Annotated in this window: 26 protein-coding genes; 7 read left to right on the forward strand and 19 right to left on the reverse strand. The window is 44.2% G+C overall.

Annotated features, from left to right (window positions below):
• The first annotated feature begins 97 nt into the window (after positions 1-97).
• The 4 genes from Q8W40_RS17840 to Q8W40_RS17855 all read left to right on the forward strand — a co-directional run bounded on the left by Q8W40_RS17840 (position 98) and on the right by Q8W40_RS17855 (position 5,498).
• A complete protein-coding gene (locus tag Q8W40_RS17840; RefSeq protein WP_370693402.1) occupies positions 98-1,669 on the forward strand; it encodes a GGDEF domain-containing protein in 1,572 nt (523 codons plus the stop codon).
• Positions 1,670-2,246: 577 nt separating this feature from the next.
• The gene (ppnN, locus tag Q8W40_RS17845) at positions 2,247-3,611 is read left to right on the forward strand and encodes a nucleotide 5'-monophosphate nucleosidase PpnN (RefSeq protein WP_305399109.1); all 1,365 of its coding nucleotides are present in this window, start codon (positions 2,247-2,249) and stop codon (positions 3,609-3,611) included.
• Positions 3,612-3,779: 168 nt separating this feature from the next.
• Positions 3,780-4,559 (forward strand): flap endonuclease Xni, encoded by a 780-nt coding sequence (gene xni, locus Q8W40_RS17850; protein WP_305399111.1) that lies wholly within the window; start codon positions 3,780-3,782, stop codon positions 4,557-4,559.
• A 183-nt stretch (positions 4,560-4,742) separates the two neighbouring features.
• Complete coding sequence (locus Q8W40_RS17855) at positions 4,743-5,498, forward strand: DNA/RNA non-specific endonuclease (RefSeq protein WP_305399113.1); 756 nt, start codon at positions 4,743-4,745, stop codon at positions 5,496-5,498.
• 135 nt (positions 5,499-5,633) lie between these two features.
• Here the strand turns inward: Q8W40_RS17855 and rlmM are convergent, their stop codons facing one another.
• From rlmM to pomA, 9 genes are all read right to left on the reverse strand, one after another.
• Positions 5,634-6,725, reverse strand: a complete 1,092-nt coding sequence (gene rlmM, locus Q8W40_RS17860; protein WP_305399115.1) for a 23S rRNA (cytidine(2498)-2'-O)-methyltransferase RlmM — start codon at positions 6,723-6,725, stop codon at positions 5,634-5,636.
• Positions 6,722-7,120: a DUF423 domain-containing protein gene (locus Q8W40_RS17865; protein WP_305399116.1), complete on the reverse strand. Its 399-nt coding sequence runs from the start codon at positions 7,118-7,120 to the stop codon at positions 6,722-6,724. Before Q8W40_RS17865 ends, rlmM begins: the two co-directional genes overlap by 4 nt.
• Positions 7,117-7,746 carry an alpha/beta fold hydrolase gene (locus tag Q8W40_RS17870; protein WP_305399118.1) on the reverse strand — a complete coding sequence of 210 codons (630 nt, stop codon included), beginning with the start codon at positions 7,744-7,746 and terminating at the stop codon, positions 7,117-7,119. Before Q8W40_RS17870 ends, Q8W40_RS17865 begins: the two co-directional genes overlap by 4 nt.
• Positions 7,746-8,648 carry a transcriptional regulator GcvA gene (locus Q8W40_RS17875; protein ID WP_126605841.1) on the reverse strand — a complete coding sequence of 301 codons (903 nt, stop codon included), beginning with the start codon at positions 8,646-8,648 and terminating at the stop codon, positions 7,746-7,748. Before Q8W40_RS17875 ends, Q8W40_RS17870 begins: the two co-directional genes overlap by 1 nt.
• Before the next feature lie 371 nt (positions 8,649-9,019).
• Positions 9,020-9,616 (reverse strand): hypothetical protein, encoded by a 597-nt coding sequence (locus Q8W40_RS17880; RefSeq protein ID WP_305399120.1) that lies wholly within the window; start codon positions 9,614-9,616, stop codon positions 9,020-9,022.
• 165 nt (positions 9,617-9,781) lie between these two features.
• Entirely contained in the window at positions 9,782-10,216 is a 435-nt protein-coding gene (locus Q8W40_RS17885; RefSeq protein WP_305399121.1) for a DUF805 domain-containing protein, read from the reverse strand.
• Positions 10,217-10,332: 116 nt separating this feature from the next.
• Positions 10,333-11,781 (reverse strand): tRNA uracil 4-sulfurtransferase ThiI, encoded by a 1,449-nt coding sequence (gene thiI, locus Q8W40_RS17890; protein WP_305399123.1) that lies wholly within the window; start codon positions 11,779-11,781, stop codon positions 10,333-10,335.
• Positions 11,782-11,910: 129 nt separating this feature from the next.
• Positions 11,911-12,852: a flagellar motor protein MotB gene (locus Q8W40_RS17895; protein WP_101110664.1), complete on the reverse strand. Its 942-nt coding sequence runs from the start codon at positions 12,850-12,852 to the stop codon at positions 11,911-11,913.
• Between the two features lie 11 nt (positions 12,853-12,863).
• The gene (pomA, locus tag Q8W40_RS17900; protein WP_101110665.1) at positions 12,864-13,628 is read right to left on the reverse strand and encodes a flagellar motor protein PomA; all 765 of its coding nucleotides are present in this window, start codon (positions 13,626-13,628) and stop codon (positions 12,864-12,866) included.
• 361 nt (positions 13,629-13,989) lie between these two features.
• Between pomA and xseB the strand changes: the two genes are divergently transcribed.
• Genes xseB through dxs form a run of 3 tightly spaced genes read left to right on the forward strand, consistent with a single transcriptional unit; the run spans position 13,990 to position 17,032 of the window.
• Complete coding sequence (xseB, locus tag Q8W40_RS17905) at positions 13,990-14,235, forward strand: exodeoxyribonuclease VII small subunit (RefSeq protein WP_305399125.1); 246 nt, start codon at positions 13,990-13,992, stop codon at positions 14,233-14,235.
• A 3-nt stretch (positions 14,236-14,238) separates the two neighbouring features.
• A complete protein-coding gene (gene ispA / locus Q8W40_RS17910) occupies positions 14,239-15,123 on the forward strand; it encodes a (2E,6E)-farnesyl diphosphate synthase (RefSeq protein WP_305399127.1) in 885 nt (294 codons plus the stop codon).
• Between the two features lie 19 nt (positions 15,124-15,142).
• Complete coding sequence (gene dxs / locus Q8W40_RS17915; protein WP_305399128.1) at positions 15,143-17,032, forward strand: 1-deoxy-D-xylulose-5-phosphate synthase; 1,890 nt, start codon at positions 15,143-15,145, stop codon at positions 17,030-17,032.
• A gap of 72 nt (positions 17,033-17,104) precedes the next feature.
• Here the strand turns inward: dxs and Q8W40_RS17920 are convergent, their stop codons facing one another.
• From Q8W40_RS17920 to Q8W40_RS17965, 10 genes are all read right to left on the reverse strand, one after another.
• Entirely contained in the window at positions 17,105-17,455 is a 351-nt protein-coding gene (locus Q8W40_RS17920; RefSeq protein ID WP_305399129.1) for a putative quinol monooxygenase, read from the reverse strand.
• A 27-nt stretch (positions 17,456-17,482) separates the two neighbouring features.
• Entirely contained in the window at positions 17,483-17,989 is a 507-nt protein-coding gene (gene pgpA / locus Q8W40_RS17925; protein ID WP_126605848.1) for a phosphatidylglycerophosphatase A, read from the reverse strand.
• Positions 17,989-18,963, reverse strand: coding sequence for a thiamine-phosphate kinase (gene thiL / locus Q8W40_RS17930; RefSeq protein ID WP_305399131.1), 975 nt, complete (start codon positions 18,961-18,963; stop codon positions 17,989-17,991). Before thiL ends, pgpA begins: the two co-directional genes overlap by 1 nt.
• A gap of 133 nt (positions 18,964-19,096) precedes the next feature.
• On the reverse strand, positions 19,097-19,564 hold the full coding sequence (gene nusB, locus Q8W40_RS17935) for a transcription antitermination factor NusB (RefSeq protein ID WP_101110672.1): 468 nt from the start codon (positions 19,562-19,564) through the stop codon (positions 19,097-19,099).
• The gene (gene ribH, locus Q8W40_RS17940; protein ID WP_101110673.1) at positions 19,564-20,034 is read right to left on the reverse strand and encodes a 6,7-dimethyl-8-ribityllumazine synthase; all 471 of its coding nucleotides are present in this window, start codon (positions 20,032-20,034) and stop codon (positions 19,564-19,566) included. The genes nusB and ribH overlap by 1 nt, the downstream gene beginning before the upstream one ends.
• A gap of 197 nt (positions 20,035-20,231) precedes the next feature.
• Positions 20,232-21,359: a bifunctional 3,4-dihydroxy-2-butanone-4-phosphate synthase/GTP cyclohydrolase II gene (gene ribBA / locus Q8W40_RS17945; RefSeq protein ID WP_305399132.1), complete on the reverse strand. Its 1,128-nt coding sequence runs from the start codon at positions 21,357-21,359 to the stop codon at positions 20,232-20,234.
• Positions 21,360-21,376: 17 nt separating this feature from the next.
• Entirely contained in the window at positions 21,377-22,045 is a 669-nt protein-coding gene (locus tag Q8W40_RS17950; protein ID WP_305399133.1) for a riboflavin synthase, read from the reverse strand.
• 8 nt (positions 22,046-22,053) lie between these two features.
• Entirely contained in the window at positions 22,054-23,151 is a 1,098-nt protein-coding gene (ribD, locus tag Q8W40_RS17955) for a bifunctional diaminohydroxyphosphoribosylaminopyrimidine deaminase/5-amino-6-(5-phosphoribosylamino)uracil reductase RibD (protein WP_305399135.1), read from the reverse strand.
• Positions 23,151-23,600 carry a transcriptional regulator NrdR gene (gene nrdR / locus Q8W40_RS17960; protein WP_101110677.1) on the reverse strand — a complete coding sequence of 150 codons (450 nt, stop codon included), beginning with the start codon at positions 23,598-23,600 and terminating at the stop codon, positions 23,151-23,153. The genes ribD and nrdR overlap by 1 nt, the downstream gene beginning before the upstream one ends.
• A gap of 123 nt (positions 23,601-23,723) precedes the next feature.
• The gene (locus tag Q8W40_RS17965; RefSeq protein ID WP_305399136.1) at positions 23,724-24,974 is read right to left on the reverse strand and encodes a glutamate-5-semialdehyde dehydrogenase; all 1,251 of its coding nucleotides are present in this window, start codon (positions 24,972-24,974) and stop codon (positions 23,724-23,726) included.
• Position 24,975: the final 1 nt, after the last annotated feature.

Consider the following 24,975-nt stretch of genomic DNA (forward strand, 5'->3'; position numbering starts at 1 on the left):
GTGAGCACTTAACTCCTGATTAAAGTGACCTTATTTTGTTTTTTGTTATTATCATTAAACTGTTTTCGCCATCGCGGTTTATTGGCATCTGCTTTTTATGAATGATTTGGATACTCTTGAGCAAGAGTTGAAAGACGAATTACATGATTTAAAGTGTAAATTAGATCACGCACGTCTTTCGCATCGAGATTCTCTTTTTAAATTTAAAAGAGAGCAAAACGTTCTTAAGCGTATAGTTGCTAATCTTAGTGATGCATGCAAAGGTAATAACCAAGATCTTGATAAAGGTTTGTCGCTATTAAAGCAAGACCTAGAACACCAACAAGATGTCACAAAGTTAATACCTAAGCTGGTCGTCATAGAAAGAATGCTGAAGCAAAACACGGTGACCATGGAAAAAAAGACAATTCACTTAGACGAGCGAATTAAACATAGCGGAGAAACGTTGCAGCGCATCCCAGGTCTGCCTGCGCAATTAAAACGTGATCTCCGAAACCTGCTTCATTTCCCAAGTCGAAAGCTGACTCAAGAAATTGACCAAGCGATTCGTCTTTTGGGTATATACGAGCGCGCCACAAAAATCATGGCGTCTAATTCTCGTAATAACCTCAATTTAGAAAAAGCCGTTGATCAGGAAATTTTTGATCGCCTCTCTGAAGAACTACAAAATCTGATCACTGAATTGGATTTTGATGGCGAGTCTGGTGAATTATTAACCGACATTAGAGCTAAGCTTCTCATTGGTGTACCACCGAATGAATTGTTTGAATTAATTCTTCAGATTTTAAAACTTGTTATTCAAGGCACCCATTTTGAACGCAAAACCTCTGAGCAGTTTTTAGATCAGGTCAACACCTCTCTTAACACCGCAATAAAAAACACATCGCAGAACATCGAGCAAAGCCTCTCTTACTCTGAACATCGTAAGATGATGCACTTCGAGATCAACGATTTGGTCTCTCAGGGTAAAAGCAATTTGGAATCCGATTTAGATGCCGAGGCACTTAAACTCGCCATCGCGCCTCTTTTGGATAAGATAGGTTCGCTAACAGAACGCTTGCAGCACATCGAAAAACGAGAGCAAACTCTGACCGAAAGGCTCAGCTACAGTCATAATCAGCTGGAAGCGCTTCAAGAAGTGACTCAAGACTATCGCCGCCGATTACAAGATCAGGCACAAAGGCTTCTCCTTGACCCTCTCACTAAAGTGTATAACAGAGCAGCACTCGCGGATAAACTAGAGCTTGAGTACCGTCGTTGGATTCGAGCACAACACTCTTTCCGAATTTTGTTGCTTGATATCGACAACTTTAAAACGTTGAACGATAGCTTTGGGTATAGCGCAGGTGATAAAGCATTAAAGATCATCGCTCGCACTATAAAAAAGGCAGTGAAAGATACCGATATTGTGGCGCGATTCTCTGGTGAAGAATTCTTAGTTCTGCTTCCTGATCAAGTGGACTCAGAAACTCACGTCGTTACACAAAAGATTCAAACGCAAATATCCAAGCTGCCATTTAAATTTAGAGACCAAAGCATCACCATCACTGCCTCTGCGGTTTGTGCTGTCTTCGGTGATACTGATACCCCAGAAGAAGTGCTTGAAAGGCTGCAACTCGGTCTCAAAAACGCCAAGAGAACAGGTCCTAATCAACTGATCTGGCTATAGCTCCTCGCTTTTGTCTCTTCATTAGAAAAAATCATCTGATATCCCTTCCGATAACCGTTCTGAATTTTCATTCCTATATACCCAAGTAACCTCAAGATGCTTGGTTCAGCGAGAATTAACTGGCTTTTAGACAAGGCATCGATATGAAGATCTAGTCATTCTAAATCAAGAATCGATAACGCTGTATGAAAGCCAGTTAAACTCGCCCTTGGGAGCCCATATTCTGTCCCATTTCATCGTCAAAGAACTTGGAAAGGACTCGTCATTCCACTGCGTCCTTCTCCTTGAACTGGAACAGACTATGAGGCTCTGAACCCTGCATCTTGAAGTCACTTGGGTATAACACCTTCACAACGACTACTTAAGCTCATCAACATGGGAATGAGTTGTATACTTAACGCTCAATGACCGCAATGGATTTTTCGACCGTTTAAACAGGTTTTGTCTCGGTGGACACCTCAATTTATTGATTTATCCGTTAAAAGTGAGTGGCGAAACCCCAAATTCCTGTGTAAGGTGAAATGACAGGGTAGAGAAATTAACAAAAACAATGACTTTCTATCCCAAGGAGGAGCCTATGATTACTCATATCAGCCCTGCAGGCAGCATGGACTTGCTGTCTCAGATTGAAGTAGAACGTCTAAAAAAAACCGCCTCTAGTGAGCTTTACCAGCTCTATAGGAACTGCAGCCTTGCGGTTCTCAACTCCGGCAGCCATACCGATAACTCTGAAGAACTACTTAATAAATATAAAGCTTTCGACGTAAGCGTGATGCGTCGCGAACGTGGTATTAAGCTAGAGCTCAACAACCCACCCGATCATGCATTCGTTGACGGCACTATTATTACCGGTATTCAAGAGCATCTTTTCTCGGTGTTGAGAGACATTGTTTACGTCAACATGCACCTAGCCGACAACCAAAGACTCAACCTAACCAATGCTACCCACATCACTAACCTAGTGTTCGGTATATTGCGTAACGCGGGTGCACTTCACCCAGGAATAGACCCAAATCTTGTGGTTTGCTGGGGTGGCCACTCCATAAACCCTATCGAATATCAATACACCCGAGAGGTTGGGCATGAGCTTGGGTTAAGAGAGCTGAACATCTGTACGGGTTGTGGTCCAGGTGCAATGGAAGGTCCGATGAAAGGGGCTGCCATAGGGCACGCAAAACAGCGTTACGACGAACAACGCTACATTGGGCTAACCGAACCCTCCATTATTGCGGCAGAGCCACCTAACCCAATTGTGAATGAACTCATCATCATGCCTGACATCGAAAAGCGGTTAGAAGCGTTTGTTCGAATGGCACACGGCATTGTTATTTTCCCTGGTGGTGCTGGTACCGCAGAAGAGCTTCTGTACATCCTTGGCATTATGCTTCACCCAGACAATGTCGACCAGCCGATGCCGATTGTATTAACTGGACCGAAAGAAAGTGAGGCTTACTTCCGCTCTATCGATAAGTTCATCGGGGATACGCTGGGAGAAGAAGCGCAAAGCCGCTACAACATTGTGATTGGCGATCCTGAAAAAGCGGCAAAAATCATCAAGGAAACCATGCCAACGGTTCGCGAGCATCGCAAAGAAACAGGTGATGCGTACAGTTACAATTGGTCTTTAAAGATTGAGCCTGAATTCCAGCTCCCATTTGAGCCAACACACGACAACATGGCCAACTTGGATCTTCACCTAAACCAAAAACCTGAAGTATTAGCCGCTAAATTGCGTCAAGCTTTCTCAGGAATTGTTGCTGGTAACGTAAAAGCGGAAGGCATTAGGGAAATCAAGCGAAAAGGGCCTTTCATTATCGATGGCGACCCCGCGCTAATGAAAAAAATGGATCGACTACTCAGCGATTTTGTTGAACAACAAAGAATGAAACTACCGGGTTCGGAATACATTCCTTGCTACAAGATTGCTCTGTCAGAACAATAGTTAATAACGAATAAATAGGGCTGTCAGCTCAATAGGGATTGCTTAATCAGTCAGGAAATCCCCATTCTGGTCATCACGTTTTGATTTGTATACTCTTTTTATTCACATACGGTTTTTATTTACATACACTAAGGGGCATTACGCCCCCTTTTTCTTTAGAATTCAAAAATGTCGATTCATCTAGTCATCATTGATGCTCTGAACCTCATTCGTCGCGTGCATTCGGCGCAACCTGATCCCACAGACATCTCACGGACCATAGAAACTACTGGTCGAACATTGAATCGAATCTTATCGGAATCTACTCCTACGCATCTCATTGCAGTCTTCGATCATCATGAACAAGATAGGGGGTGGCGAGCTGAAGTACTTCCCACATATAAAGAAAACCGAAAGCCCATGCCTGAACCACTACTGAAGGGTTTAGATGCAATCCAAGATGCATGGTGGAAACTCGGTATCGATTCACTATTATCTGATGGCGATGAAGCGGACGACTTAGTCGCAACATTAGCCTGTAAAGTCGCGAGCCATGGTGAAAAAGTAACTATAGTGTCGACAGACAAAGGCTACTGCCAACTACTCTCACCTACCCTTCAAATTCGAGATTATTTTCAGCACCGCTGGCTTGATGCTCCGTTTATAGAAAAAGAGTTTGGTGTAAAACCAGAACAACTCGCTGATTATTGGGGGTTGGCAGGAGTGAGCTCTAGCCAAGTTCCCGGTATCCCGGGGGTTGGACCTAAAGCGGCGAAAGAAATACTTACCGCTTATGCTGATATCGAAAGCGCCTATGCGTCTGACGATTTACCAGCTAAGTACCGTAAAAAATTTGACGAACACATCGAGTCTGCACGAGCGTGCAAAAAGATTTCAGCATTAAAAATAGATATGGAGCTCGGCTTCAACTTGCAAGATATCCGATATGCAGGACCTAACCAACCGTAATATTTGCACTCAAAATCCACGCTAATCCTCAATGTTCAATAAACGTGTTGTGAAATGCTTTGCACTCACAACACCAATACAATATTGGGCTTACCTTACAAGATGCTGATTATTCTAGAATCAGGTTCACAACGTTATTGATAAATATCATTATTTTTATATCTCCCAATAAGGAGAAAAATAATGAAAAGAATCATCTTACTTACCTTAACGACGTTAATGTCGCTCCCAGCTCTCTCTGCAACCTGTGCCAAAAATCTGGATATAGGAGTTCCTTCAAGTCAATCCGACCAAGTATTGTGTCGAGATGGCTACGCCGTAGGGTATAACTACACGACAAAAAATGCAGATTGGGTTGCCTATCACATCACTGCAGACAGCGTGAACTTAAAGTTCAAGCGAAAAAGTAGTTTCTTCAAAGAAGACCCCGATTTGCCACAGCATGCACGCTCAACTCTCGCAGATTACCGTGGTACTGGGTACGACCGAGGTCACCTCGCCCCTTCAGCAACCATGGACTTTACGCTTCAATCCATTAAACAAAGCTTTTATATGAGTAACATGTCTCCCCAGCTTCCCACATTTAATCGCGCGGGTTGGCGAATACTGGAAGAACACGTGCGGGATTTGGCGAATGAGTACAATGAACTGTACGTGGTAACGGGGCCAATCTATCAAGGAAATGAAAACAGTATTGGAGATGGTGTAACGATACCTAGTGCTTTTTATAAAGTAATTCTGGATCCGCAATTTAACGAAGCCATCGCATTCATCGTCCCACACAGAAAAGTTTCAGGGGATGAACTTGTCAATTTCATTACAACGATTGACGATGTAGAACAACAAACCGGATTGGATTTTTTCTCTGCCACTCCACACGCTACCGAAAATGAAATGGAGTCAGTAGATTGGCCGGATATGTGGCCAACTAGCCAGTAATAATTGGGTTCTATTGTCCCCAGAAAGAAGCAATAAAAAAACGCTCCGATTGGAGCGTTTTTTGACTAATAAGCCTTTTAATGTCTTTCCGCTTCTTTAACTAAGTGAGGCGATAGCTTAGTTAACTTACATAACCTAGTGAGGCGATATGTTCGACAAGCATTGAATGTGAACAGTGATCTCCTCTCTATCATGGTAGAGATGCTTAGCTTGAAGCTTGAATTTCACTTTATTGTCGATTAGAAAAACTTTTAAGTTCTCGATATCTTGAAGAACCTCATCGTATCGACCTTTCATTGGCAGCTTGAGGTTAAAGATGGTTTCTTTTGCCCAACCTTTTATTAGCCACTCACCCATCAGTTGAGCAACGCGCGATGGTTTTTCAATCATGTCACACACTAACCACGTCACGTTCTTACGTGGTGGTTCAAATTTAAACCCATCTTCCATATGGTGTTTAACCTGACCCGTATCCATCAAGCTTTGCGCCATCATGCCATTATCAATCGCATGAACAAACATAGAACGCTTTACTAGCTGGTATGTCCAACCACCGGGACACGCTCCCAAATCGGTCGCCCACATGCCAGAAGCTAAACGTGTCTCCCATTCCTCTTTAGGAATGAAAACATGGAATGCTTCTTCCAATTTTAATGTAGAACGGCTCGGTGCATCGGATGGGAATTTAAGACGAGGAATCCCCATAAAGAATTTTGAGTTATTGTCGGATACGGAATAGCCAACAAAACAGTGCCCCGGTGCGACAAAACACGCATGCAATACCGGCTTTTTAGGGTTGTCTTTGCTGTAAAGCACCCCTTTTCCACGTAAGGCTTGCCTTAATGGCACGGTAAACTTGCGGCAAAACTTCAGAAGCTCTTTCGCTTCATTGGTGTCTGGTGTTTCCACACGAAGATCGCCACAACGTGGAAATGCCTCTATCTCAGATAGCCCTTCAAGAATGGGCGAAATTCGATCATCCTGTGGCAACTCTTTACATTCTGCTGCCACGGCAAAAATCTGGCGGGCAAAAATCAATGAGTTAAAGTCCAGCTCCTGAGCCAGTTTCGCACCATCGCCTTCCTGGTAGCACTCGAACAACACATACCCTGTGTTTTTTTGTACTCTCGGGAAACCGTACACTTCTAATTGAGTAGCACGATCCTGAATCTCACCTGCACACTCTTTTTCGAAACCTTGGCGGCAGTAGAGCATTAAGTGTTTCACGACTTCACCTCTTTCATTCTAAACGCAGCAATAGTGAAGCAAACCCAACCTACAATAAACATTAAGCCACCAAATGGAGTAATAGGTCCAAACCATTTGATTTCCGTTAATGCAAGCGCATAAAGGCTGCCACTAAAGCAAAGGATGCCGATAATAAAGCAAATCGCTGCGTTTCGCAGTCCTTTTTCTACTTTCTCACCGACTTTTATCTGCATCAAAATGCCAATCAAGACCAACGCCAATGTGTGGATGAATTGGTATTGCACTCCAGTATCAAATACCCCAATCAGATATTCAGACAGCATCGCCTTCAAGCCATGTGCTGCGAATGCACCCAACATCACGGCAGTCGCGCCAAAGACACCAGCGATCATTAAAACTTGCTTACTTTTCACTGCTCCCCCTTAACGTCACAACAGCCTCTTATAAAACTCACTAAATGTTCAATGGCTAAATCGATATTACCTTCTTGTGTATGGCCAGAGCTTTTTCTGGGTTTGAAGCTGTGGTCGCCGTCGGGAATAAACTGAAGCTCTACTGCATCAGAAAAGTGAAATTCGGCGCATTCTTCTTTTTTCCCAAACGTGTCTCTTTCACCCTGAAGGATAAGGCATGGTTTATTGATTTGAGCGAGGTGATCACCTTTGAATTTCTCTGGTTTTCCTGGTGGATGAAAAGGGAAACCAAGGCACGCGATACCTTGAATGTGTGGGGATTCGGATAACAAGCTCGCCATGCGTCCCCCCATCGACTTTCCGCCTATTACAAGACTCCCATCACTGTATCGCTCAATCATTTCTTCAAAGGCTTCGAGCAACTTTGGCGCGCGATCGGGTGGACGCTTTTTTCCATCTTCCGAGCGCTTTACCATGTAAGGAAAATTGAAACGAACAACACGAATACCATGTTCTGCAATACCTTCCGCTACCTGAGTCATGAAATCATGATCCATTCCTGCACCGGCACCATGGGCAAAAAGAAACGTCTGCGCACCTTCACCATTTACAATTACTTGGCTCATTAAATAAAATCCTCTTGCTCTTTTGCTGCTTTAGCCAGCATCCAATCTCTGAAGGTGGCTATTCGGCCTGTATCCGCCTGTTGCTCATGGCACACTACATAAAAAGCGTTTTTGCTGATCAATACCTCATCAAATGGGCAGACTAATCGTCCTGCATCAATTTCTGGTTGAGCAAGAACATTGTTTCCCAACGCGACACCCTGTCCGTGGACTGCTGCCTGCAATACCATGGTTGAATGGCTAAAGATCGGACCATGATTAACATTTACCCCCTCGATTTCATGAACGCGAGTAAATTGTTTCCAATCTTTTCTGGATGTATCGTGCAATAACGTATGCTGTTTTAAATCCCCAAGAGATTCTAATGGTTTCGTACCGAGCAATAACTGAGGTGAGCACACAGGAACCAAACATTCTTGATACAGTTTGTCCGCTCGAAGACCCGACCAATTGCCTCGCCCATAATAGATGGCAACATCCACATCATCAGTGAGAGAGCCCTCATCCATGTCCACAGCTTTAATGCGAACATCAATGTCGGGTTCTTGTGCATTAAAATCCGCAAGTCTTGGAACGAGCCATTGAATGGCAAAACTTGGTGGTAGGCTAATGGTTAACGCCCCTTTCTCACTGCGTTCAAGCACTTTATCGGTCGCTTCAGCAAGCGAAGTAAAAACGTCTTTGATATCGAGGAAGTAGCTTTGCCCCTCTTCAGTTAAGAGCAAAGACCGGTTACGACGACGGAACAATTTCAACCCAAGATAATCTTCTAGGGTTTTGATCTGATGACTCACGGCTGCCTGTGTAACAAACAATTCTTCAGCAGCTCGTGTAAAACTCAGGTGTCTGGCTGCAGCTTCAAAGACACGTAGAGAATTTAATGGGGGAAGGCGTCTGGACATGATTCACCAATTTAGACTTAGCATTAGTTTTTTTTATCCGAAACATTATAAATTGTCGATTGCCGATGAGCCAGAGAAAATCTATATTTCGTCTCGTAGCGCTAAGCCTGAACGGCTTGATTATCTATGATAATCAATTGGTTTGGTTGTTACGATGTTGTGTTTGCATAAACTCGAATTTCGAGTTGGTAGAGTTATCTACCATAGTGTCTTAGCGCTCAGCGCAAAGACCATACTTCCTGTATTATTTTGACCTGTCTGTCAATTTTTCAGCACCGCCTATATGGCGGTGTTTTTTTATGTCTCTACTTTGGTAAACAAAGCTATTTAACAAAGTAGAGACAGAACAACACCTAGCTATACGCTGATAGTCAGAACGCCAAAGAAACATTAACACCACTCGTTAAAAAACCAGAATCTCCTATGTAATAGCGAACGAAGGGTGAAAGGTGTATTGCTCCATAAGATATCCTCGCACCTAGCTCTGGGTATGCGCCAAAAGCAAGTTTATTCAATGTACAGCTATCACCAGAGTCTTCCTCGTACATAGCTTCATTTGTAGGCTGATTTTCGTCTTCATCATTGAACCAACAGTCAGGCGTTGAACCAATATAGACGCCCGCTCCTATATTGGTTGCTATCTCAAACGAACCAGATGTATATCTAATGGGTTCCCAAAAGCCTGAATAGCTGATACCTGCAGAAATACCATTACGATAGTCTGCCGCAAGCAAAAAACTCTTTTTGATAAAGAATGGGACTTCATCATTAGGAATTGAAGATACGCTAGCTTCTAATCCAGCTCTGACCCCCTGCTCATAGCTGGAGGAGTTTGCTCCCCAAAACCCACCGAGCCCAAATAGAGAGGGAGAAGATTCGATATTCAATGTATCGCTATTTTCAATCTCACTCGCACTAACATTAAAACATAAGCCCACAACAGCTATCCCTGAGATAAACCACTTCATAATGTACACCTTTCTCATTAATGAGAAAGGAATCTATCATTCCTACTGGCTCATATAAATATCTATATTTAATATGCTATTTCATAAAACTAACCCTTCAAAGCCTAAAAAGCCCTGACGGTACAGGGCTTGAAGTCATTAAACGCGCGGTAAGTAGTATGGTAGTTATGCAATCACTGTTTCTTGATTTGCATTGCCATCACCAGAATTCCCTTTAGGGTTGTCACCATACTGATTTGAACCAGGTTGGCTGTCTATTACGCTGAATACAAGCAGAGCGATACCACCAATAGCCGCGAGACCAGCGCCTACGAAGGCCAACTCGTAAGACTGATTGAAAGCGGCAAAACCAGCAATAATAGCACCCGGTAATGGACACAATAACCACCAGCCACTTTTACCAACATCATGCAAACGGCGAACAGCCAACGCAAGCTGGGGCACGAGTACCGCTAATGGGTAAATGACATTAACAAGTGGGATGAATGCCACTAAAAGGCTGACCAGAAAGTTTATCAGTGCAAACATCCAATAATCTTTACGACGCGATCGACTTGAGAAGTCGAAAGGGTTTTTCCAAGCTTTTAAAAATTCGTTCATAACCAACCTCATAATATTGATATATTTATTTTAAGAAGGTTACAAATAGTAATTATGTTGCATAAAAAAACCACTCTGAAGAGTGGTTTTTTTGTTGGGGTTAACAGAATTATAGATTAAGGACGGTATACCTTAACATTCTGATAACCTTGCTCCTTAAGATAAAGAGCTTGCAAGCGGCTCATGACACCTCTATCACAGTACAGCAAGTACGATTTAGTATGATCTAAGTCGCCAAATTTAGTGCTCAGCTTAAAGAAAGGAATGTGAACGACCTCAACCCCCTCTATCTCTAGTGGGTTTTCGTCCTCTTCTTCTGCACTACGAATATCCAGCACGACCGCATCTTGCTCTACAGCTTCTACTTGTTCAACTTCTGGTGCTTGTTCGAGGCTTTCTTTCGCAATGTCACGAATATCCATTACACGGGAATCGTAAACGACTTTTTCTAGAATAGAGAAATCAAACTTCTCTTCTTCCGTTTCAAGCTTTTCTTTAATTGCTTTAACCGTCGGCTTTTTCGAAATCACACCACAATATTCAGGCATGGTTTTCGCAAAGTCTTCCGTACCAATATCACGAGCAAGATTGATGATATCTTCCTTATCCCAGTTGATAAGAGGGCGAAGAATCAATGTGTCTGTCACGATATCGATATGCCTTAGGTTGGTCAGGGTTTGGCTAGATACTTGACCCAATGCTTCCCCAGTGACCAATGCTTGAATACCGAACTTATCGGCAATCATTCCACCCGCACGCATAAACATACGCTTCAAGACTACGCCCATTTGACCGTCATCTACTTTTTCTAGAATCTCAGCAACAACGGGTTCAAAATCCACTGATATGAATTTTACTTTGGCCGATGAACCGTATTTTTCCCACAAATAGTGAGCGACTTGCTTAACACCGATCTCGTGTGCTGGACCACCAAGATTGAAGAAACAGTAATGCGTTTTCGAACCACGCTTTATATGCAAGTAGCTTGAAACACCAGAATCAAATCCACCAGAAATGAGGCTGAGCACATCTTCTTGTGTTCCTAGCGGGAAACCGCCCAACCCTTTATGACGAGCCAGTACTTGATAAAGATTTTCGTTCGCCACTTCTATATTTACAGTAACGTCGGGTTTACTGAGTTTAACGCGAGCACTTTCGATGGCTTGGTTCAATCCGCCACCAACATAGCGTTCAAGTTCGATAGAAGTAAAGTCATGCTTACCGCGGCGCTTAGCGCGAACCGCAAAGGTTTTTCCTTCTAGCTTGTCGCGGTTAAGTTCGAGCACTTGCTCATAGATATCGTGCATGTCTTCAAAGTCTGATTGCAGTACTTCCAGAACGTGATGAATACCCGGAGTCTGAGTCAGGATTGCTAATACCTTTTCGTAGTACTCGTCACTGTTTGCTTTCACTTCAATGTGATCTCGACGATTAAACACCGCCACATTTTCAGTGTGCCTTTGAATAACAATGCGAATATTACATTCCAGAATACGAGTGAAGCGCTTTCGAACAGAATCACTTTTAACAAAAATTTCTGGATGGGGTTTAACAATAAACTTCATGACTTTCTTCACTGTATTAGAAAAAGGATTGCCTTAGGCAATTCTGAGGCGCGCGATTATAACCGAGATAACCCCACAAAAAAAGGTGAGCTCTTATCGAACTCACCTTTATCATTTTAGAACTATCATTTACTGCTGAGCAGAAACTTCGTCACTAAAGTGCGGTTTACCTTGCATGATATTGATTTCAACACGACGGTTCTCAATTCTGCCCTCTCGCGTGTCATTGCTTACGAGTGGCTCTGTGTCTGCCATACCCCGGACACGTAAACGAGCATGTTCAAACCCTTTCACTTTTTCCATCTCATGAGCAACGGATACAGCTCTTTGAGAAGATAAATCCCAATTTGAGCGATACAGTTCAGAATCTAATGGTTGGTTATCCGTGTGACCTGAAACTCGAACAATCCCCGGCACATCTTTTACCAATTCAGCCACTTGGCGCACCAAAGGACGGAACTTAGGTTGTAAGAAAGCAGAGCCTTCGGGGAACGCACCTTTTTCACGAATACGAATAACGATTTGTTGTCCGAGATTCTCTACTTCAACCGCACCTTCATCGATTTCTTTTTCCAGCGCTTTTTTGATGCTCTCAACAATGGTTTCCGTTTCTTCAGATTGAGATTCGGCTTGTTGCTGTTGTTGCTCTGACTCGTTATTTTGATTCATCTTTGTGGATGTATCTGGCGATTTACCACCTGTCAGCTTACCAACTTCTCGTTTTGTACCACCTGCGCGATCAGACTCTCCATCATGAAACTCTAACGTCTTTTGCGTCATATCGATGGTTTGCTGCATGATCACATCAATCGGTGTCGGCTCTGGGCGACCAGGGCGGAACTCTTGCGCGATCACACTGGTCCCTTTGGGGATATCTTTCACTTCCAACTGATTTTGAACACCAAACGCAAATTTCATTGAACCTGCAATCTGTTTGAACTTCAGTACATCCATTTCAGAAAACGAAAGCAGGAGTACGAAGAAGCACATCAATAGCGACATCAAATCAGCGAATGTACCCATCCATAATGGGAGCCCCGGGGGGGGACATTTGCACTCTTCTTCTTCCATCTCAGTTCACCTTACTCGCCATCCACATCAAGAACACGCTTACTTTCATTAAGGTAGTTCTTCAAATAGCTGTCGATAACACGAGGGTTTTGACCGTCTTGAATGGCTAATACGCCATCCATAATCAATCGGCGGTTCAGTTTTTCTTGCTCACGACGAAGGGATAGCTTGTCGGCAATAGGGAAAAACACCATGTTAGAAAGAATAGCACCGTATAGCGTTGTAAGAAGTGCTACCGCCATCGCAGGACCGATAGATTTAGGATCATCCATGTTGGAAAGCATCGCTACCAAACCAACCAATGTACCAATCATTCCCATGGCCGGTGCAACATCACCAAAAGCCGTAAACACAGCTCTTCCTTGCTCATGACGCTCATCGGTGAGCGAAATGTCTTTTTGAAGTGTCGCTCGGACAACATCCGCATCATGCCCATCGACCAGTAAATCGATACCTTTTTGCATAAAGGAGCTGGTGATTTCCATTTCTTCTAACGCAAGAAAACCACCTTTACGAGCGGCATCCGCCATTTCAACAACCTTAGCGATCAAATCTTCTGGCTCGTCCGCTTTGAACATGAAGGCTTTACCTGCGATTTTGGCCGCGCCAAAAAACTGTCCCATGGTAAATTTCATTAATACAACGAAGGTTGAGCCACCGACTACGATCAAGATAGACGTGGTATCGATAAAAATACCGATGCCTCCCCCCAACACCATCGCCATGATGACGAATGCAAAACCGCCAATTAATCCAATTAACGTTGCTAAATCCACAAAGCACCCCTCATGCTAAAAATTCTACTGTGCGCTTAACACCAACTATCGGCAGAATCTGAGTATTATTTAGGACTTTTCCCGATACCAAGCGCAAATTTTCCTTTAACTTTAACAGAGTATAACCGAGTTACCTACGCTCGCTGTCCATTCACATTGTAGGCAATCTCTCGTTTTGTGTTGTGATCACGTCTGAATTGAGCAAAAAAGAATCTCCATCATAATTTGAGACTATTTGTTAATAACGAATAGAGGATAAAAACTGATATACTGCACTTTTGTTAAATTTTCTCTTGCGTGAGTTTGACCAGCAGCAGTCGCTGGGGTAACTTGCGTGCAACGTTTTAATAGCAGAAACCGTATGGCAAGCAAAAAACCAGAAAATATGACTTTTGAAGAGTCTCTAACAGAATTGGATTCTATTGTTGAGCAATTAGAAAGCGGCGATCTCGCACTAGAAGATGCTTTGAAAAAATTTGAACGTGGAATCCTCCTTGCTCGATCAGGTCAAGGTAAATTATCTGAAGCTGAACAACGTGTTGCCATTCTGATTCAAGAAGACGATCAGGCTGAACTTTCGCCATTTGAATCAAATTCTGAAGATTAATTTATGTCCGCACCTTTAACGCCTTATCAAACCCGCAGTAACGCGCAATTGAATGCATGGCTTGATACTCTTCCTTATCAAGAGTTACCTCTAATTCAGGCTATGCGCCACGGATTAACTCTGGGTGGCAAGCGTGCTCGCCCTTATCTCGTATACATTACCGGTGAAATGCTGGGATGTAAGCTAGAAGATTTGGATACACCTGCCAGCGCAGTCGAGTGCATTCATGCCTACTCTTTGATTCATGATGACTTACCCGCAATGGACGATGACGAGCTTCGTCGTGGTCAGCCAACTTGTCATATCAAATTTGATGAAGCCACCGCCATATTGACAGGCGATGCACTACAGACATTGGCATTTACTATTCTTGCTGAAGGTAAGCTGAGTTCCGACGGAGAGCTTAACCGTATAAAAATGGTTCAAACACTTGCTAATGCCTCTGGCGTGAGCGGGATGTGTATGGGACAAGCGCTCGACCTCGCCGCGGAAAACCGCAGCGTGTCACTCGAAGAACTTGAAACCATCCACTTAAATAAAACAGCAGCACTTATAAAAAGTGCCATTAAGATGGGTGCGATGGCTGCTGGAGAGAAAGGGCTGACTGTCCTTCCTCAATTGGAAAGATACGCTGACCTAGTCGGTCTGGCTTTCCAAGTACAAGACGATATTTTAGATATCATCAGCGATACTGAAACATTGGGGAAACCCCAAGGTTCAGATCAAGAATTAAACAAGAGTACTTACCCTTCCCTATTGGGTTTGGAAGGTGCTCAAAAGAAAGCTCAAGAGCTGCTCACAGAGGCATTAGGCACATTAGAAGCCATCCCTTACAATACGCAGTTACTTGAAGAGTTCGCCCGTTATGTGGTCGAGCGCAAAAACTAAACTATAAGCGCTGAATTTTATGACTCTCGATATTTCAAAATATCCTACTTTAGCACTGGCAGATACACCTGATGAGTTGCGCCTCCTTCCAAAGGAGAGCCTACCGACACTATGTGATGAATTGAGAACGTACCTTCTTAATTCCGTCAGCCAATCAAGTGGGCACTTAGCATCCGGTTTAGGAACAGTGGAACTAACGGTTGCTTTGCATTATGTCTATAACACTCCGTTTGATCAGTTGATCTGGGATGTTGGTCATCAGGCATACCCCCATAAGATCCTAACTGGTCGCCGTGAGAAACTTCCTACCATTCGCCAAAAAGGTGGGCTTCATCCTTTCCCTTGGCGAGGTGAAAGTGAATACGATGTCTTGTCTGTCGGTCACTCCTCAACGTCCATCAGTGCAGCACTGGGAATGTCTATCTCCGCAGAAAAAGAAGGCAAAGACAGACGAGTGGTTAGCGTTATCGGTGATGGTGCGATTACAGCAGGCATGGCATTTGAAGCAATGAATCATGCTGGCGATGTACATACTGATATGCTGGTCATTCTGAACGACAACGAAATGTCCATTTCAGAGAACGTCGGCGCACTGAACAACCATTTAGCTCAGCTGCTATCGGGTAACCTTTATACGTCTATTCGCGAAGGCGGTAAAAAAGTATTGTCTGGCTTGCCTCCAATTAAAGAATTGGTTCGCAGAACGGAAGAACACCTCAAAGGAATGGTTGTTCCAGGGACCTTGTTTGAGGAGCTTGGCTTTAACTACATTGGTCCTGTCGATGGGCACGATGTGAACGAACTGGTTAAGACGCTGAAAAACATGCGTAGCCTGAAAGGACCTCAGTTCCTACACATTATGACCAAAAAAGGTAAAGGACACGCACCTGCCGAGAAAGATCCTATTGGATACCACGCGGTACAGAAACAATTCCTAAACCCAGACAACAAGCCAAAGACCAAAGCTTCAAAGCCAACATTTTCCAATATTTTTGGCAACTTCCTTTGTGACATGGCAGCTCAAGATCCAAAACTAATGGCAATCACACCAGCAATGCGTGAAGGCTCTGGTATGGTTCGATTCTCGAAGGAATTCCCTAAACAATATTTTGATGTCGCGATTGCTGAACAACACGCAGTAACGCTGGCAAGTGGCATGGCCATCGCAGGTCAGAACCCAATCGTAGCGATTTACTCAACGTTTTTGCAACGTGGTTACGACCAATTGATTCATGATGTCGCTATCATGGATTTGCCGGTATTGTTCGCCATTGACCGCGCTGGACTCGTCGGTGCAGATGGTCAGACTCACCAAGGTGCGTTTGATCTCAGCTTTATGCGCTGTATCCCTAACATGGTTATTATGGCGCCTAGTGACGAAAATGAATGCCGCCAGATGTTGTACACCGGACACAAACACACAGGTCCATCTGCTGTTCGTTACCCTCGTGGTAGTGGTTGTGGCACGGCTATTCAACAAGAGATGGTTGCACTTGAGATTGGTAAAGGGCGCATTGTCCGACAGCGCCAAACTGACGATCAAGAAAGTCAGCCAAAAGTTGCCATATTAAGCTTCGGTACATTCTTGCCTAGTGCTCTTTCTGCAGCAGAAGCGTTAAACGCCACAGTGGCTGATATGCGATTTGTGAAACCACTAGACGAAACTTTGATTTCAGAATTAGTATCCACGCACGACGTGCTGGTTACGCTAGAAGAAAACGTTATCGCCGGCGGTGCGGGTGCGGGTGTTGTTGAATACCTCATGAGCAGTAAACAAATTGTGCCAGTGTTAAACCTTGGTTTACCTGACCAATTTGTCGCGCAAGGCACGCAAGAAGAAATGCACGCCGAGCTTGGCTTAGATGCTGCGGGCGTTGAGTTAGCGATAAAAGATTACTTAAGTAAATAACCGCTATTACCCTAAAGTAACGATCAAAAAAGCCGAACTCAGTTCGGCTTTTTTATGCTTACAAACTTGTCGTTATTTCAATTTTGGTGCATCGTATCCGTTTGGTTCATCACTATATATACATACATTATATTTCTCTACCAAGCCACTCTCAGCCATACAGTGTGTTTCAAAAAACTCTTGTATTTCAAAACGCTGGCAATGTGCTTCAAACGCTTCATTACTTTCCCAGATTTCGTTAAATGCAATGGGATAAGATTCACCTTCTGCGAATGGGCTAGGGATATGGCGCGTTACGATATACTGTAAGCATCCATCCTCTCTTAATGTATTAGACTCCAATGATGACAGAACATCGAACAATTCATCCAGCTTACCTTCCTTCGGTAAAAATTGAGCAATGCAATACACCTTTTTAGACATGTTAAGTATCCTTTTTTAACGACTCCATTATATAAGCCAGCCAGCATACCTGCCAACAAGCCATAATGAAATAGCCGCCATGATGCCTGCGACAATATCGTCCAGCATAATACCTAACCCACCGTGGACTCGCTTATCAAGCCATCCTATTGGCCATGGTTTTACCATGTCAAAAAAGCGAAAAAGGACGAACCCAGTAAGAATCCATTTCCAATCGAAAACAGGTACTTTAAACAGTGGGACAATAGCCATGGTGATCCAGAAGCCGGCAAATTCATCCCACACAATGGAGCCATGGTCGTGCACCCCCATATCATCAGAAGTCACCTGACAAATCTTGATGCCGATAATGCACGAGCCAATGACGGCAATAATGTATAGAGGCAACGGTAACTGCACCAATAGAAGATAGAAAGGAACCGCGGCGAGTGTTCCCATGGTGCCTGGGATAATGGGAGCTAATCCACTACCAAAACCTGTTGCAAGCAAGTGCCAAGGGTTTTTAAGCGAAATCAGGGATAGAGGAGACGGCATTACGAGTTAACCTTAAAATGATCATAGCCAGACAACTGCCAATCCAGTTTCTGACCTTCTTTTTCCAGTACCAATTCGCCACCACTGCGAATTTGCCCAATACACGTAGCGGTTGTACCCGAATACGCAAGCAAGGTATCCATTTGACCTTTATGTTCTTCTGGGACACAAAAACAAAGCTCATACTCTTCACCGCTGATCAGCGCCATCTTCAGAGCCTCATCTTTATCATCGCAATACGCTAGTAATTCATCAGACAGAGGAATGGCATCCACATTAATAACCGCCCCGACGTTAGAAGCGTCCATAATGTGTTTTAAGTCCGAGATTAACCCATCAGAGACATCTAAACAGGAAGACGCTACATTTCGCAAAGCCTGCCCAACGACCAAGCGTGGAGTTGCGAGATAGTGCCTTCTTTCGAGTTCTTCTGCGTAAGGTTTACTTCGCTTTGATTCATCGAGAACAACTTCGAGCCCAGCCGCACTATCACCTAACGTGCCCGTCACGTAAATCCAATCACCTACTTTTGCACCATCGCGTCGCATCGCTTTACCCTCGGGAACAAAACCTTGAACGGTCAGGGTAATACTCAAAGGACCTTTAGTGGTATCACCACCAATGAGCTGGATATTGAAATAGTTAGCTAACTCAAAAAATGACTCGCTAAATGGGGCCAGCCACATTTCATCGGGCTCAGGTAAAGTGAGCGCAAGGGATACCCATGCTGGCGAAGCACCCATAGCAGCTAAATCACTCAAATTTGAAGCCAATGCTTTGTGAGCAACCCACGCTGGGTTAGCGTGCTCTAGAAAATGCGTACCCGCCACGAGCGTATCAGTACTGATTGCTATTTGAACATTTTCAGGAGAGGTAACCAAGGCGCTGTCATCGCCAAGGGAAAGCTGAACATCTTTGCGCTGGGTTTGTCGGTTTACGAAATAGGTGGTAATTAGGTTAAATTCACCTGCCATAGCTGACTCTTGCATGTTGTTATTTATGTTAATTATACCCAAGTTTGCTTGACTTGCTCGAAGCAGTTTAAGACCTAGAGCACGAAAAGAAAAAGGTCAGCTAATTAGCTGACCTTTTTGTATTTATTCACGATTACTTTTTGCGAACATGCGGTGCGGCTTTATCAAGCACACCATTCACAAACTTGTGGCTATCTTCCGCTGCAAACACCTTTGCCAGCTCAATAGCTTCGTTAATCACTACTTTGTAAGGAACATCTTCGCGACGCGTCATTTCATACATCGCAAGACGAAGCAAAGCCAGTTCCATCATGTCCAAGTCTTGCATAGGGCGAGACAAGTAAGGACGCAGTTTGCTGTCTAACTCCGTGTGGCTAAGCACAACGCCTGTTAGCAGGTCACGGAAGTAAGCGACGTCAGTTTCTGGTGCAGACAGAGAAGGCTCATTTGCATGATGCTCTTCTTCATCATATTTGCCTCCAGACAGGAATTGCTCTTCAACGGTAGCAACATTCTCTTTGGTAATCTGCCACGAATATATGGCTTGTAATGCAAATTGACGTGCGTTACGACGTGCGGCTGGTTTCACACTGGCCCCCATTAGGAATCAATTTCTGAAAGAACGTTGATCATTTCTAGCGCGCTTAGTGCAGCCTCTGCACCTTTATTACCAGCCTTGGTTCCTGCGCGCTCGATAGCTTGATCGATGGTGTCAACAGTAAGTACGCCAAACGCAACTGGAAGACTGTATTCCAGAGACACTTGAGCCAACCCTTTGTTGCATTCACTACAAACATAGTCAAAGTGAGGTGTACCGCCACGAATAACTGAACCTAACGACACAATTGCATCGAATTTTCCAGTTTTTGCAACACGCTGAGCCACTAGAGGCAGCTCAACTGCACCAGGACAACGAACAACAGTAATGTTGTCTTCGCTGACTTGTCCATAACGCTTTAAAGTATCGATTGCACCAGATAACAGGCTTTCGTTAATAAAACTGTTAAAACGAGAAATAACGATAGCAATTTTTGCATTTGGCGCAGGGAGAACGCCCTCGATCACTTTCATAAAGCTTTCCTTTAACTATGTTCATCAAGTGAGAATCGCCGGATTCTAGCACAAAAGTGTGAGAGATATCTAATGGAAATTGAGCTCTATCACCTTAAAGCAAACGCTTCCAAACCTGCTATTCAAAAGCAAATAGCCATTTCTGTTCGCTATAAATGAAATGCTCTAACCTCGGCAAAAATCAGTTCAAACAGACACTAATCGCAAACGTACTCAACAACGTTCAATCCAAATCCAGACAATGAGTGGTAACGCTTAGAGCTAGATGAGAGCAAGCGCATATCACTGATGCCCAGATCGGATAGAATTTGAGACCCCACACCTACACGGCGTGATGTGCCTTGTTTTTTCGCCATGGTTGGCGCGTCACCTTTGTCTTGCTGCTCAAAGGTTTTTACTTTGTGGACGATATAGTCTGATGTTTCTTCGTTACCTAAAATCACCAAAACACCGTCTTCATCGCCAATACGCTTCATAGCCTTGTCTAATGTCCAGCTTCGCTCGGCACTGCGATCACTTCGAAGGACATCGGTAAATGTGTCTTGCAAGTGAACACGCACCAACGGCGCTTTACCATTACTTACACCAGCACCATCTAAATCGCCCTTTTTCAGCGCATAGTGTATTTGGTTATCGATGGTGTCGCGGTAAGTGACCAGTTCAAAATCACCAAACTCGGTAGGCAAGTGGCATTGAGCCACGCGTTCAATCGTCGTTTCAGTATTGTTTCTAAATTCGATTAAATCTGAAATCGTGCCAAGCTTAATATCGTGCTTTTCGGCGAACACTTCCAAATCCGGACGACGAGCCATTGTGCCATCGTCATTCAAAATCTCGACAATAACGCCAGCGGGTTCTAACCCCGCCAAACGCGCTAAATCACAACCCGCTTCGGTGTGCCCAGCTCTTGTTAGGACTCCGCCGTCTTGGGCAGTCAAAGGGAAAATATGACCCGGTTGAACGAGATCCGCCGCTTTGGCATCTTTCGCCACAGCCGCTTGTACTGTCAGCGCTCTATCGGCTGCAGAGATACCCGTTGTCACGCCTTCTGCGGCTTCGATAGAGACGGTAAATGCGGTGGAATACTGCGCATTATTGTCTTGAACCATTGGTGGTAAGCCAAGATGCTCACAACGCTCTTTTGTCATGGTTAAACAAATAAGACCACGGCCGTGCGTTGCCATGAAGTTAATGGCTTCAGGTGTTACGTGCTCGGCTGCCATGATGACATCGCCTTCGTTTTCGCGATCCTCGTCATCCATAAGGATAACCATTTTACCCAAACGAATATCTTCAATGATTTCTTGAGGCGTACTAATAGACATAATGCTGTTCCCGTTAGTTAGGCAAAACCGTTTTGTTGTAAAAATTCCATTGTCATGCTGGATTCAGGTGTTTCGTGAGAAGAACCATTCTGGGCAGAACCTTGAAGTAAGCGTTCCATGTACCTGGCTAAAACATCAACTTCCAAATTTACTTTTCGACCAACTTGAAAATCGTTAATCGTCGTTTCAGAAGATGTGTGCGGCACAATCGTCAGTTTGAAAGCATTTTTGCGGAGCGCATTAACAGTGAGGCTAATGCCATCAACGGTAACCGACCCTTTTTCCGCAACATACTTACCTATCTCTTGAGGCATCTGAGCCCAGAATTCAACCGATCTTCCAACCTGATTGCGCTCAACAATCTCACCAACACCATCTACATGCCCAGACACAATGTGCCCGCCAAAACGAGTAGTTGGTAACATGGCTTTTTCCAAATTCACTTTGTCACCCACTTGATATTGAGTGAATCCCGTTTTGTTCAACGTTTCCAGTGAAAGGTCGGCTGTATAGCTGTGATCGTTAAATTCAATAACCGTCAGACATACACCATTGGTGGCGATGCTGTCCCCTAAGTGAACGTCAGACATGTCTAACTTGCTAGCATCAACTGTAACGCTAACATCTTCACCTTTGGGCGTAATCGCGGTTAGGGTTCCCACCGCTTCTATAATTCCTGTGAACATAATTTCTTCTACGTGTTTTTTAGAATTTTAGCCGTGATACGAATATCTGGCCCCACCATGCGTACGTCTTTTATATCGAGTTCTATTGCTTCTGCCATGGTGTTCAGACCCAAAATATGCACCAAGCCTCGACCATCACTCCCCATCAATTTAGGGGCTAGATAAACAATTAACTCGTCGACTAATTCTAGCTGAATCAAACTGGCGGCCAATGTCGCCCCTGCTTCAACCCATACTTTTTGCACTTGATGGATAGCAGACAGTTGTTTCAGTACAGCCGATAGATCAATGTTGTTTTTCTTGTCCAGCGCATAAAGCTCAGAATCTGGCGAAACGATTTCGACTTTACCGCCAGTTTTGAACAACGCAAGGTCAGAATGGAGCTTCTTCTGACGATCAAGAATGACACGCAAGGGTTGCCGAAGCTCACTTTCTGGGTAAACAGACTGGATGGATGAGGGAAGCTCAGACCAACGAACGTTTAATGATGCATTATCATCAATAACGGTTTTGCTGGTCGATAACACTGCACATGCCTGCGCGCGATAAAATTGCACGTCTTTCCTGGCCTTAGTGGAGGTTATCCACTTACTTTCGCCATTACTCAGCGCTGTTTGCCCGTCCAAACTTGCAGCTAACTTTAACTGCACATAAGGTTTACCTTTTTGCATACGCTGATTGAAATCGGTATTTAGGGAGTTAGCTTCGGACTCTAGTACACCGACTTCGACTTCGATGCCTGCATCTCTTAGTTTTTGGAGACCCCTTCCTGAGACCAATGGATTTGGATCTTGTGTCGCGCAGACCACGCGAGCAATACCCACTTTGATCAAAGCATCAGCACATGGTGGTGTTTTACCTTGATGCGAGCAAGGTTCAAGAGTCACATAGGCTGTCGCCCCGTTGGCATCTTTTCCTGCGTCTTTTAGCGCAATGACTTCAGCATGGGCTTCACCTGCTTTCTGGTGGTAGCCTTGCCCCACAATTTGATCGTTTTTGACAATCACACAGCCCACATTTGGATTAGGTGACGTTGTAAAACGCCCCTTCTTGGCCAAAGCGATTGCCAATGCCATATAGTGGGCGTCTTGAAGGGGTAATGGCATTAATCTTCTAGCTTAGCGATTTCTTCGCCAAACTCTCTAATGTCTTCAAAACTGCGGTAAACCGATGCGAAACGAATGTACGCCACTTTGTCGAGGTCTTTGAGCTGGTCCATAACAAGGTTACCGATCATTTCACTGGGTACCTCTCGCTCACCCGTTGCACGAAGTTGAGACTTAATTGTACTTATCGCAAGCTCAATGGCATCAGCTGCCACAGGGCGTTTCTCAAGCGCTCTTTGAAATCCACCGACCATTTTATCTTCATTAAACGGTTCACGATTTCCGTTGGATTTAATGACTTTCGGCATGACAAGCTCTGCGCTTTCAAATGTCGTGAATCGCTCACTGCACGCCAAGCATTGACGGCGACGACGAACTTGATGCCCATCTGCGACCAGACGAGAATCAATGACTTTGGTGTCATTTTCTGAACAAAATGGACAATGCATATCACCTCCAAAAATTTGTCTTAGTCTACCGGAATATAAGGGGTTGAGAAAAGAAAAAAGGGCTCACAAGGAGCCCTTATCAACACTTTAGCAGCATTTTTTTGTTAACTGCCCAGCAATTTGTTAACTACGCGGCAGATAATTGGCTTTACCCACCCACTTGTAACTGGTTAATTCTTCTAACCCCATAGGACCTCGAGCATGGAGTTTTTGGGTCGAAACCGCCACTTCCGCGCCTAAACCAAATTCGGCGCCATCGGTAAATCGTGTCGATGCGTTAACGTATACCGCCGCGGAATCAACTGAGTTAATAAAGCGCTCGGTATTCACCAAGTCATTTGACATGATGGCATCGGAGTGACTCGCGTTGTGAACACGCATATGATGTACGGCTTCATCCAGATCGCTGACCACTTTCACGCCAAGAGTAAAACTCAGCCATTCAGTATCAAAGTCTCCCTCTTTCGCATCTCTTAGATTTTTCGCATCGTTCAGAAATGCTTTGGCTTTTGGTTCAGCAACAAATGCGACTTTTCCCGTCATTTTCCCTACCAATTTAGGTAAGAATTCCGCAGCAACCGCTTCATGTACTAGCAAAGTGTCCAGAGCATTACATGCTGAAGGGCGCTGAATTTTTGCATTTTCAACAACGTCCAGTGAGCGATCCAAATCGGCACTTTCATCCACGAATATATGGCTAATACCAAACCCACCAATAATCACAGGAATATTGCTGTTTTCTTTACACATTTTATGTAGCCCAGCGCCACCACGAGGAATGATCATATCGACATATTGATCGAGTTTGAGCAACTGAGACACTAATTCACGATCGGGCTTTTCAATGTATTGGACCGATGCTGCCGGTAACTTCGCTTTTTCTAACGCAGATTGAATGACCTTGACCAACTCCATGTTAGAGAAGAAAGTTTCTTTACCACCGCGTAAAATACTGGCATTACCCGTTTTCACACATAGCGCTGCGATATCAATCGTGACATTCGGGCGTGCTTCATAGATCACTCCGACAACGCCTAGTGGTACACGGCGTTTGGTCAGAAACATGCCATTTTCAAGCATTTTGCTGTCTAGCTCGCTTCCGACTGGATCAGTCAAGCCAATGACGTTTCGCACATCACCAGCAATTCCTGCCAACCTTTCTTTCGTCAGCAATAGACGATCGAGCAACGCTTCTGTTAAACCCGCTTCGCGACCTAGCTCTATATCTTTGGCATTCGCTTCAAGAATGACTTCTTCATTCGCTTCAAGCTCATCAGCAATAATGGCTAACGCTTGATTCTTCTGAGCGGTTGATGCTGTTGCAAGGTAAAAAGCTGCGTCTTTTGCCGCTTTCCCCATGTTAGTTAAATCCATG

The organism is Vibrio penaeicida, from assembly GCF_030689305.1.
In the GTDB taxonomy this organism is placed as follows: domain Bacteria; phylum Pseudomonadota; class Gammaproteobacteria; order Enterobacterales; family Vibrionaceae; genus Vibrio; species Vibrio penaeicida_B.

Excerpts from the sequence above, each read along its gene's own strand:
- Q8W40_RS17880 (WP_305399120.1), bottom strand. The coding sequence starts at position 9,616 with ATGAAGTGGTTTATCTCAGGGATAGCTGTTGTGGGCTTATGTTTTAAT.
- nusB (WP_101110672.1), bottom strand. The coding sequence starts at position 19,564 with ATGGGGGCCAGTGTGAAACCAGCCGCACGTCGTAACGCACGTCAATTT.
- Q8W40_RS17875 (WP_126605841.1), bottom strand. The coding sequence starts at position 8,648 with ATGTCCAGACGCCTTCCCCCATTAAATTCTCTACGTGTCTTTGAAGCT.
- nrdR (WP_101110677.1), bottom strand. The coding sequence starts at position 23,600 with ATGCATTGTCCATTTTGTTCAGAAAATGACACCAAAGTCATTGATTCT.
- Q8W40_RS17920 (WP_305399129.1), bottom strand. The coding sequence starts at position 17,455 with ATGTCTAAAAAGGTGTATTGCATTGCTCAATTTTTACCGAAGGAAGGT.
- Q8W40_RS17870 (WP_305399118.1), bottom strand. The coding sequence starts at position 7,746 with ATGAGCCAAGTAATTGTAAATGGTGAAGGTGCGCAGACGTTTCTTTTT.
- Q8W40_RS17965 (WP_305399136.1), bottom strand. The coding sequence starts at position 24,974 with ATGGATTTAACTAACATGGGGAAAGCGGCAAAAGACGCAGCTTTTTAC.
- dxs (WP_305399128.1), top strand. The coding sequence starts at position 15,143 with ATGACTCTCGATATTTCAAAATATCCTACTTTAGCACTGGCAGATACA.
- ribH (WP_101110673.1), bottom strand. The coding sequence starts at position 20,034 with ATGAAAGTGATCGAGGGCGTTCTCCCTGCGCCAAATGCAAAAATTGCT.
- thiL (WP_305399131.1), bottom strand. The coding sequence starts at position 18,963 with ATGGCAGGTGAATTTAACCTAATTACCACCTATTTCGTAAACCGACAA.
- thiI (WP_305399123.1), bottom strand. The coding sequence starts at position 11,781 with ATGAAGTTTATTGTTAAACCCCATCCAGAAATTTTTGTTAAAAGTGAT.
- Q8W40_RS17885 (WP_305399121.1), bottom strand. The coding sequence starts at position 10,216 with ATGAACGAATTTTTAAAAGCTTGGAAAAACCCTTTCGACTTCTCAAGT.
- ribBA (WP_305399132.1), bottom strand. The coding sequence starts at position 21,359 with ATGTCTATTAGTACGCCTCAAGAAATCATTGAAGATATTCGTTTGGGT.
- Q8W40_RS17895 (WP_101110664.1), bottom strand. The coding sequence starts at position 12,852 with ATGGAAGAAGAAGAGTGCAAATGTCCCCCCCCGGGGCTCCCATTATGG.
- ribD (WP_305399135.1), bottom strand. The coding sequence starts at position 23,151 with ATGCCATTACCCCTTCAAGACGCCCACTATATGGCATTGGCAATCGCT.
- Q8W40_RS17855 (WP_305399113.1), top strand. The coding sequence starts at position 4,743 with ATGAAAAGAATCATCTTACTTACCTTAACGACGTTAATGTCGCTCCCA.
- xni (WP_305399111.1), top strand. The coding sequence starts at position 3,780 with ATGTCGATTCATCTAGTCATCATTGATGCTCTGAACCTCATTCGTCGC.
- pgpA (WP_126605848.1), bottom strand. The coding sequence starts at position 17,989 with ATGCCGTCTCCTCTATCCCTGATTTCGCTTAAAAACCCTTGGCACTTG.
- ppnN (WP_305399109.1), top strand. The coding sequence starts at position 2,247 with ATGATTACTCATATCAGCCCTGCAGGCAGCATGGACTTGCTGTCTCAG.
- ispA (WP_305399127.1), top strand. The coding sequence starts at position 14,239 with ATGTCCGCACCTTTAACGCCTTATCAAACCCGCAGTAACGCGCAATTG.
- Q8W40_RS17840 (WP_370693402.1), top strand. The coding sequence starts at position 98 with ATGAATGATTTGGATACTCTTGAGCAAGAGTTGAAAGACGAATTACAT.
- xseB (WP_305399125.1), top strand. The coding sequence starts at position 13,990 with ATGGCAAGCAAAAAACCAGAAAATATGACTTTTGAAGAGTCTCTAACA.
- Q8W40_RS17950 (WP_305399133.1), bottom strand. The coding sequence starts at position 22,045 with ATGTTCACAGGAATTATAGAAGCGGTGGGAACCCTAACCGCGATTACG.